Origin of the sequence: Actinoplanes sp. NPDC048791 (assembly GCF_040650095.1) — a bacterium.
Lineage (GTDB): Bacteria > Actinomycetota > Actinomycetes > Mycobacteriales > Micromonosporaceae > Actinoplanes.
The window spans coordinates 1-8,834 of sequence record NZ_JBEZGQ010000286.1 but is presented as its reverse complement, the minus strand read 5'-3'; the positions used below and the strand labels follow the sequence as shown (position 1 = coordinate 8,834).

10 protein-coding genes are annotated in these 8,834 nt (G+C 72.6%); 8 read left to right on the top strand and 2 right to left on the bottom strand.

The features are described from left to right. Nucleotides 1-5 precede the first annotated feature (5 nt). Nucleotides 6-554: a dihydrofolate reductase family protein gene (locus AB0C29_RS21305; RefSeq protein ID WP_360822591.1), complete on the bottom strand. Its 549-nt coding sequence runs from the start codon at nucleotides 552-554 to the stop codon at nucleotides 6-8. A gap of 54 nt (nucleotides 555-608) precedes the next feature. Here AB0C29_RS21305 and AB0C29_RS21300 point away from each other — a divergent pair, with 54 nt between their 5' ends. The 3 genes from AB0C29_RS21300 to AB0C29_RS21290 all read left to right on the top strand — a co-directional run bounded on the left by AB0C29_RS21300 (nucleotide 609) and on the right by AB0C29_RS21290 (nucleotide 3,480). Further along, entirely contained in the window at nucleotides 609-983 is a 375-nt protein-coding gene (locus tag AB0C29_RS21300) for a VOC family protein (RefSeq protein WP_360822590.1), read from the top strand. A 103-nt stretch (nucleotides 984-1,086) separates the two neighbouring features. Then, nucleotides 1,087-2,631, top strand: a complete 1,545-nt coding sequence (locus AB0C29_RS21295; protein ID WP_360822588.1) for an aldehyde dehydrogenase family protein — start codon at nucleotides 1,087-1,089, stop codon at nucleotides 2,629-2,631. Between the two features lie 27 nt (nucleotides 2,632-2,658). Then, the gene (locus tag AB0C29_RS21290) at nucleotides 2,659-3,480 is read left to right on the top strand and encodes a TrmH family RNA methyltransferase (protein WP_360822586.1); all 822 of its coding nucleotides are present in this window, start codon (nucleotides 2,659-2,661) and stop codon (nucleotides 3,478-3,480) included. A gap of 65 nt (nucleotides 3,481-3,545) precedes the next feature. On the opposite strand, the gene AB0C29_RS21285 is transcribed toward AB0C29_RS21290, so the two are convergent. Further along, nucleotides 3,546-3,947, bottom strand: coding sequence for a VOC family protein (locus AB0C29_RS21285; RefSeq protein ID WP_360822584.1), 402 nt, complete (start codon nucleotides 3,945-3,947; stop codon nucleotides 3,546-3,548). Nucleotides 3,948-4,010: 63 nt separating this feature from the next. On the opposite strand from AB0C29_RS21285, the gene AB0C29_RS21280 reads away from it, so the two are divergent. From AB0C29_RS21280 to AB0C29_RS21260, 5 genes are all read left to right on the top strand, one after another. Beyond that, entirely contained in the window at nucleotides 4,011-4,991 is a 981-nt protein-coding gene (locus AB0C29_RS21280; RefSeq protein WP_360822582.1) for a YafY family protein, read from the top strand. A 196-nt stretch (nucleotides 4,992-5,187) separates the two neighbouring features. Beyond that, the gene (locus AB0C29_RS21275) at nucleotides 5,188-5,442 is read left to right on the top strand and encodes a hypothetical protein (protein ID WP_360822580.1); all 255 of its coding nucleotides are present in this window, start codon (nucleotides 5,188-5,190) and stop codon (nucleotides 5,440-5,442) included. Between the two features lie 56 nt (nucleotides 5,443-5,498). Next, nucleotides 5,499-6,416 (top strand): phosphotransferase, encoded by a 918-nt coding sequence (locus tag AB0C29_RS21270; RefSeq protein ID WP_360822578.1) that lies wholly within the window; start codon nucleotides 5,499-5,501, stop codon nucleotides 6,414-6,416. Between the two features lie 33 nt (nucleotides 6,417-6,449). Next, nucleotides 6,450-7,655, top strand: a complete 1,206-nt coding sequence (locus AB0C29_RS21265; RefSeq protein ID WP_360822576.1) for an EAL domain-containing protein — start codon at nucleotides 6,450-6,452, stop codon at nucleotides 7,653-7,655. 110 nt (nucleotides 7,656-7,765) lie between these two features. Continuing rightward, the coding region (locus AB0C29_RS21260) for an AAA family ATPase (protein WP_360822574.1) at nucleotides 7,766-8,834 on the top strand (1,069 nt) is incomplete at its 3' end.

Genomic DNA, 8,834 nt, shown 5'->3' with positions numbered 1-8,834 from the left:
GCCGCTCAGCCGGCGGGCAGGACGCGGAACCGCAGCAGGGACGCGAGCGGCACGCCCGAGAGGTGGATGCGCTCCAGCCCGACGGTACGGCCACCCGGCTGCTCGAACAGCCGCACCCCGTCCCCGAGCAGCACGGGCGCGACACAGGTCAGCACCTCGTCCAGCACGCCCGCCGCCAGGCACTGCCGGGCGACGTCCGCACCGAGCACGTTCACGTACTTGTCGCCGGCCGCCTCCTTCGCCTGGCGGACCGCCTCGGCGAAGTCGCTCACGAAGGTGATGCCCGGCCAGTCGGCCTCGGGCACGTGGTGGGTCAGCACGATCTGCGGCCCGGACCAGCCCCCGCCGAACGCCTCACCCTCGCTGGGCGTGTCCTTGTAGGGGTCGTCGCCGCGGAACGTGCGGTTGCCGACCAGCAGCGACCCGATGTCACCGATCAGCTCGTCCACATACGGATTGGGCCCGAGGTACGGGGTCAGCCACGACATGTCCCCGCCCGGCCCGGCGATGAAGCCGTCCAGCGACATGGTGACGGAGTAGAGCAGCTTGGCCATGCCCGCCAGTCTGCCTCTTGTGCTCAATCCGGGTTCAGGGTGCAGGGTGGTCGGATGATCGATCCGCTGGTTTCCGTACGCCTGGCCCGGCCGTGCCGTGATCTCGCCGCCGTGCGCCGCTTCTACGTCGACGGTCTCGGGCTGGAGGTGCTCTACGAGGGGTCGGGTCCGCACGACATCGTCATGCTCGGCTGGCCCCGGGCGGCCTGGCACCTCGAGCTGGTCGGCGGATCCTCGAGCGAGCCGGCGCCGACCGAGCAGGACCTGCTGGTGCTCTACCTGGCCGGGGCGGTCGACGAGGAGCTGGTGGCCCGGCTGGAGGCGAACGGCGGCACCCGGGTGTCCCAGGGCGACTACTGGGACAAGTGGGGAGTGACCGTGGAAGACCCGGACGGATATCGGCTCGTTCTTTCCACCCGGAGCGGGTGAGGAACGGCAGAAAATCCGGCATTGTTCCGCGCTGGGCAAGAAGGCCCGGCCGCGACGTCACATCCGGATGGTGATCAGGGCTCCGCGCTTCGCACAGTGAGGCATGAGCCTGACCCTCGCCCCTGGAACAGCCTGGAACGACGTCCTCGCCCGGGTCGCGGCCGCCGCGCCCGAGGCGCTCACCGCCGACCGGTTGCGCAATCTCTACGCCGGCAAGTGGCATGACGTCGGCACGCCGGCTGAGCTCCGTACCCCCGTGGACGGCACCCTGCTCACGCACCTGGCCAAGGTCGATGCCGGCACCGCGGCCGAGGCCGTGCGGGCCGCGACCGCGGCCCACCGAATCTGGTCGGCCACGCCGCTCGCCGAACGCAAGGCCCGCGTCGCGGCCGCCGTCGAGGCCCTGGCCCTGCACCGCGACCTGCTGGCCCTGACCCTGGCCTGGGAGATCGGCAAACCGTGGCGGCTGGCCTGCGCCGACGTCGACCGGGCCGTGGACGGCGTGCGCTGGTACGCCGAGCAGATCGACCGGCAGGTCGCCGGCCGGGAACCGCTGCCCGGACCGGTCAGCAACATCGCCTCCTGGAACTACCCGATGAGCGTGCTCGTGCACGCCGAGCTGGTGCAGCTGCTGGCCGGCAACGCGGTCATCGCCAAGACGCCGTCGCAGGGCGGCGCCGTGTGCCTGACGCTTGCCCACGCGCTGATGGTGCGGGCCGGGCTGCCCGTGACGCTGCTCTCCGGCAGCGGCGAGGAGCTCTCCGAGGTGCTGGTCCGGGCGCCGGAGATCGGCGCGGTCGCGTTCGTCGGCGGCCGCTCCAACGGCGGCAAGGTGGCGGCCGCCCTCCTCGACTCCGACAAGCGGCACTTCATCGAGCAGGAGGGCCTCAACGCGTGGGGGATCTGGGACTTCTCCCAGTGGGACCTGCTGGCCGGGCACCTGCGCAAGGGCTTCGAGTACGGCAAGCAACGCTGCACGGCATACCCCCGTTTCGTGGTGCAGCGGGAGCTCGTCGACGCGTTCCTGGACGTGTACCTGCCGGTGGTCAAGGCGGTCCGCTTCGGGCATCCGCTCGCCGTCGAGACGCCCGGCGACCCGCTGCCGGAGCTGGACTTCGGGCCGCTGATCAGCGCAGCCAAGGCCGGCGAGCTGCGCCGCAAGGTCGACGAGGCGATCCGCGGCGGGGCGGTGCCCCTGCACCGGGGCTCGAGCTCGGCGGGCCGGTTCCTGGACGAGCAGGACACCAGCGCGTACGTGGCGCCGGCCGCGCTGCTGGCCCCGCCCGGACGGTCCCGGCTCATGCACGCCGAACCGTTCGGTCCCGTCGACACGATCATCGTGGTGGACACCGAGGACGAGCTGCTGTCGGCGATGAACGCCAGCAACGGTGCGCTGGTGGCGAGCCTCGCGGTGGACGACGAGGAGCTGGCGGCCAAGCTCGCCCAGGACGTGCAGGCCTTCAAGGTGGGCATCAACCGGCCGCGCTCGCGGGGCGACCGCGACGAGTGCTTCGGCGGCCGCGGCGCCTCCTGGAAGGGCGCGTTCGTCGGCGGCGACCTGCTCGTGCACGCGGTCACCGTGGGCGAGCCCGGCGAGCGCCTGTACGGCAACTTCCCCGACTACAGCAGCTACCCGCCGGACATGTGAGCGCCGGGCTGCACCAGACTGGACGCCATGCCCAGGACGATGCGGATCAGCACGCGCAATGCGACGTTCCAGCAGTGGGAGGCCCTGCTGACCAACCGGAACAAGCGGCAGCGCGCCGGTGAGTTCCTGGTCCAGGGCGTCCGCCCGATCTCGCTGGCGGTGGAACGCGGCTGGGAGATCCGCACCCTGCTGGCCTCGGACGGGCCCGGGCTGTCCAAGTGGGGACGCGAGGTCATCGAGACCGCCGGCGCGCCGCGGGCCGTGGTCGCCGCCGAGCTGATGCGCGAGCTGGGCAGCAAGGACGAGGACGCGCCGGAACTGCTGGCCGTGGTGGGCCTGCCGCCGGACGACCTGACCCGCCTGACGCCCGGCGCGAACCTGCTGGTGGTGGTGTTCGACCGGCCCACCACGCCGGGCAACATCGGCACCCTGGTGCGCTCGGCGGACGCGTTCGGCGCCACCGGCGTGGTCGTCACCGGGCACGCCGCGGACCCGTACGACCCGAAGGCGGTCCGGGCCAGCACCGGGTCACTCTTCGCGCTGCCGGTGGTGCGGGTGCCGAGCCACCGGGAGGTCCTCGACTGGGCTGGTGGTCTGCGCGCGGACGGCGTACCGGTGCAGGTCGTCGGCACCGACGAGCGCGGCCCGGTCGAGATCGCCGAGCACGACCTGACCGGGCCGACGGTCCTGGCGGTCGGCAACGAGACGCACGGGTTGAGCGCCGGCTGGCGGGAGGCCTGCGACCAGATGGTCCGGATCCCGATCACGGGCGCGGCCAGCAGCCTGAACGCGGCCTCGGCGGCGAGTGTGGCGCTGTACGAGGCCGCCCGCCAGCGGCGCCGCGTCTAGTTACGGAGGCCGCCCTCCCGCGCCGCCGCCGTCAGCTCCGGAGCTGCTTGCCGGCTTCGCCGCGGTCAGCTTCGGGCGAACTTTGCGATGGCGGCCGGGGTCACCGGGGTGAAGAAGTTGACGAGGTTGCCGTCGGGGTCGCGCACCAGCAGGGACCGGTTACCCCAGGGCATCGTGGTCGGCTCGGCGACGACCTCGTCGACCCGCCCGGCGAGGCCGCGATAGACAACATCGACGTCGTCGACGAGAAACTCGATGATCACGGTGTGGTTGTCGGCCGGCCGGGCCGCGCCGGGCGCGAACAGATCGACGGTACGGGTGCTGCCGATCGCGAGGGTGGCCCGCTCGGTGGTCAGCTCGGCGAAATCCTCGGTCAACCAGTGCGCCTGCACCCCCGTGACCTGCTCGTAGAAGGCGACCAGCCGCGCGGCGTCAGCGGTGATGATGCGGATCGAGACGATGTTCATGAGGGCAACGCTAGAACCGATACTGGACACAAACGGCCCAGTATTCGCGCTAGATTTCCGCCCATGGCCCGACCCACCGCCCAGGTCCTCACTCTGCTGGAGCTGCTGCAGTCGGGCGGCATCCGAACCCTGACCGAGCTCGCCGACCGGCTGGGCGTCGACCCGCGCACCGTACGGCGGTACGTGGCCCACCTGATCGACCTGGACGTGCCCGTCGAATCGGTGCGCGGCCGGCACGGCGGCTACCGGCTCGCCTCAGGTTTCCGCATGCCACCCCTGATGCTCAGCGACGACGAAGCACTGGCGGTGCTGCTCGGCCTGATCGCCGGTCGCCGTACGGGCCTGGCGACGACCACGGGCACAGCGAGCGAGACGGCGGCGGCCAAGATCCGGCGCGTGCTGCCTCAACGGCTCGCCCGCAAGCTCGACACCGTGCTGGAGTCGCTCGCGTTCACGGCTGCGCCCGGCGAGTTCGCCCTGCCGGAGACCGCTGTGCTGCTGACGATCGCGGACGCGGTGCGGCACTGCCGGCCGGTCGCGATCACGTACACCGGGGGCGACGGGCGGCGCAGCGCGCGGACGGTGCATCCGTACGGGCTGGTCGCGCACTCCGGGCGGTGGTACGTCACCGGCGTCGACCCGGACCTCGGGGCCGACCGGACGTTCCGGCTCGACCGCATCGCTGACGCCAGGACGCTGCCGGGCTCGTTCGAGGCGCCCGCCGGGGTGGATCCGGTGCGGCGGGTGCTGTCCGGGTTGGCTGGGGCGCCGTACCGGCATCAGGTGACTGTGCGGATCCAGGCGACGGTCGAGCACATCCGGAGCCGGCTGCCCGCCGGGGTGGCGGAGCTCGACCCGGATCCGGAGGGCGGGGGGTGGGTGCGGGCCGAGCTGCGGGCCGAGCGGCTCGACTGGATTCCGGGGGTGCTGGCGTCGCTGGACCGGCCGTTGGTGATCGAGCGGCCGGAGGAGCTGCGGGGGCTGGTCGCCGCCCTCGCCGAACGCCTCGCGACTGCCGCCCGCGCCACTCCAGGCGGTACGTAATTTAGCCATGGGCGCGATCAAGCGGCCGGTGCAATGGCCGACCGGATCCTGTTCGTTCTCGATCCCTGATTGCGGGCGGCGCTTCTGGTCGGTGGGAACAAGTCGGGCCAATGGGCACGGTGGGACGAAGTGGCGATTCCGGCGGGAGCACAGCTGACGATGGAGAGAAAGCCGAGGGGCGTGATGACGGACTTTCATGACTGGGACGACGTGCGGGCCGAGCTGCACGACGGTGACGATGCTGCCCTCGCTGCTGAGCGGGCCCGGACTGAAGCGTGGATCTCCGCTTCTCACCTGGCGGAGGAGTGCCACCCAGCGGGAGGTCGCCGACCTCATGGGGGTGACTGCCCGGAGGGACAGCGAGATCGAGGACGGTGATCTCGACGCGAACCAGGTGGCCAGGCTCAGCCGTTACGCCCGGGCGCTCGCGGCGTGGATGCGGATCGCCTGATTCCAGCGCTGGGTAACCCGGTCGCTGGGGGTGGGTTGCGACCGTACGGTCGTAGCATGGTCCCCACCCTGCGCTCGATAGTCGACCCCGCCGCGCTGGCCGGCATCGCCGCCCGGGAGTACGGCCTCGACGTCACCCGCTGCGTCCTCCTGCGCTCCTTCGTCAACGACGTCTACCGGCTCGACACCCCGTCCGGTCCGCGGGTCCTCAAGCTCTACCAGGCCGGATACACGTCCGCCGCCTGGGAGGTCGCACTGGCAGCGCACGTAGGGGCGGGCGTCGCTCATGGCGTACCGCTGCTCGACGGCCGCCCAGCCGGTGACCTGAGCGCCGCCGAGGGGCCGCGGGCTTTCACGCTCTGGGAATGGGTGCCCGGCGGCAAACCGCCGAAGCCGCGCACCGACGAGCTCTACCACCGTTTCGGCACCGCCACGGCCGCGTTCCACGAGGCCGCCGGCGGCTTCCCGGGCCCGCCGGCCGTCGACGTGGGCGAGCTGGTCGACGACGTCCTGGCCCGGGTGCCGGACGCCGCCGACCGGTCGTTGATCGCCGCGCTGGCGGCCGAGGCCGGCCGTCGGATACGCGCGGCCGAGCTGGATCGCGGCATCTGTCACGGCGACGTGACCCTGGACAACGTGCACCAGGCCGGCGACCGGATCGTCTTCTTCGACCTGGACCGGGCGGCCGACGGCTTCCGGGCGGCCGATCTCGCCCCGGTCGCGGGGACGCCGCACTGGCCGGCGTTCCTGGCCGGTTACCGCTCGGTGCGCCCGTTCCGGGCCGCGGACGAGGCGGCGGTGCCCTGGCTGGGCGTGCTGCTGCGGATCGACTACCTGCACTTCCACCTGTACGCGAAACCGGCGATGCGGGGCACCGAATCGCTGACCGAGGGCTGGGTCGAGCAGAACCTGACCGAGCTGCGCGCCGCGGGTCAGCGGTTCGGTGTCTCAGCTGGGGGCTTCGCCGACCGATGAGAGGGGCAGCCCGGCCCGAGCGAGGAGACGATCGTGCGGAACAAGCGCAGCGAGGCGGAGCAGCAGGTCGCGGAGCTGTTGCGGACCGCCCGGGAGTCGCTGGGGCTCAGCCTGGCCTTCATGACCCGGATGGACGGCACCACCCAGCATCTGGAGGTGGTCGAGTCGCCGCTGCCGTGGGTGTTCCGGGACGGCAACACCCAGCCCCAGGCGACCACGTTCTGTCAGGCGATCATGGATGGCAAGCTGCCCGCGGTCATGCCCAACGTCAAGGATTTTCCGGCCGCCATGAAGCTGCCCTCGGCCCGGATGCCGCGGATCCGCAGCTTCGTCTCGGTGCCGATGGTGCTCAGTGACGGCACCGTCTACGGCACCTTCTGCGCCGCCGGGTTCGCTGCCGACAAGGAGCTCAGCAAGCGGGACAAGGCTCTGATGGAGGTGTTGTCCCGGGCCGCCTCGGTGATCATCGAGCCGGGGGTGCGGGAGCGGAAGCGCAACGCCGAGATCGAGAGCCGGTTGCGGCCGGTGATCGACGGCGGTGGCCCGCTCGTGCTGTTGCAGCCCATCGTCGACCTCGTCACCCGGCGGCGGGTCGGCACCGAGGCGCTGAGCCGGTTCCCGCGGGAGTGGAACCTCGCGCCCGACCTGTGCTTCGCCGACGCGGACCTGATCGGCGAACGCGAACGCCTCGAGGTGCTGGCCCTGCGGCGGGCCGGGGAGCACCTCGACCGGGTGTCCGGCTACGTCGCCATGAACGTGTCGCCGGAGACGCTGTTCACCGACGACTGCGCCGACTTCCTGGCCCGGATGCCGCTCGACCGGGTCGTGCTGGAGCTGTCCGAGCACGAACCGATCGAGGACTACGACGCCCTGAAGGCCGTGCTGGCGCCTTTGCGGGCCCGCGGCATGCGGCTGGCCATCGACGACGTCGGCGCCGGCTTCTCCTCGTTGCGGCACATCGTCGTCACCGCGCCCGACGTCATCAAGCTCGACCGCAGCATCGTCACCGGGCTCAGCGACGACCCGGTGCTCTCCGTCGTGGTGCACTCCCTGGTCGACCTGGCCCGGGCCACCGGCGCCCAAGTCGTCGCCGAAGGGGTCGAGACCGAGGCGGACGCCGCGGCGCTGGCGAAGCTCGGTGCCGGCCTCGGCCAGGGCTGGCACTTCGGTCGCGCCACCACCCCGGGCGAGCTGCGCGACGACTACCCCGTGGCCGCGCCGGCGCCCGCGTTCGGCTGACCGCGGCGGCGTACCCGTGGCCGGAACGCCCCGGTCCGCCCGATTGAGCTGCGAAGACTGTCCGGTTGTCGGCAGTGCCGGACGGCCGCGCGTCAGTACGCTCGGCCGCGATGGACCTTCTGGAGCGCGACGGCGCCCTCGCCGACCTGGACGCGCTGCTGGCCGACACGGCCGGCGGCGGGCGGATCGCTGTCGTCTCCGGTGAGGCCGGCGCCGGCAAGTCCAGTCTGGCCACCGCTTTCGCCGCCACAGCCGGATCGCGCGCGTGGGTGCTCTGGGGCGCCTGCGACCCGCTGCTCACCCCGCGGGCCCTCGGGCCGTTGCACGACATCGCCCGCGAGGTGGGCGGTGCCCTGCGGGAACGGATGGCCGCGGGGGAGCGGAGCGCGGTCTTCGACGCCCTGCTCGACGCGCTCGACGGTCCCCGGCAGCGCCGCCGGCCGGTGGTGGTCATGGAGGACCTGCACTGGGCCGACGAGGCGACCCTCGACCTGGTGGCGTTCCTGGGGCGCCGGCTCGCGGTGCTGCGGGTGCTGCTCGTTCTCACGTACCGTGATGATGAGATCGGTCCCGACCACCAGCTGCGGACCGTCCTGGCCGGCCTGCCGCGGACCCTGGTCCGGCGGTTTCCGCTGGCCCCGCTGTCGGTCCAGGCGGTCGACGAGCTTGCCCGCCGCGCGGGCCGGGCTTCCTCCTCCGTGTACGCGGTAACGGGCGGTAACCCCCTGCTGGTCACCGAGGTCCTCGCCGCGACCGACTCCGCGGTGCCGGCCACCGTGCGCGACCTGGTGCTGTCCCGGCTGTCCGCGCTGTCGCCGGAGGGCCGGGAGGCTGCCGGTTTCGTGGCTGTCGTGCCGTCCCAGGCCGAGCCCGCCCTGCTCGCCTCACGCGGCGCCGGAGTCGAGGAATGCCTGGCCGGAGGCGTTCTGAGCGCCACCGCTGACGGGGTCGCGTACCGGCACGAGCTGCTGCGCCGGGCGGTGGAGCAGGAGTTGTCGCCGGTGCGCCGGGCCGCCCTGCACGCCGACGTGCTCGCCCAGCTCGCCGCCCGGGCCGGCGTGGACCCGGCCCGGCTCGTGCACCACGCCCACCACGCCGGGGACGCCGCCGCGGTGCTGCGCTGGGCGCCCGTCGCCGCCGTACGGGCCGCCGGGGTCGGCGCCAACAAGCAGGCCGCGG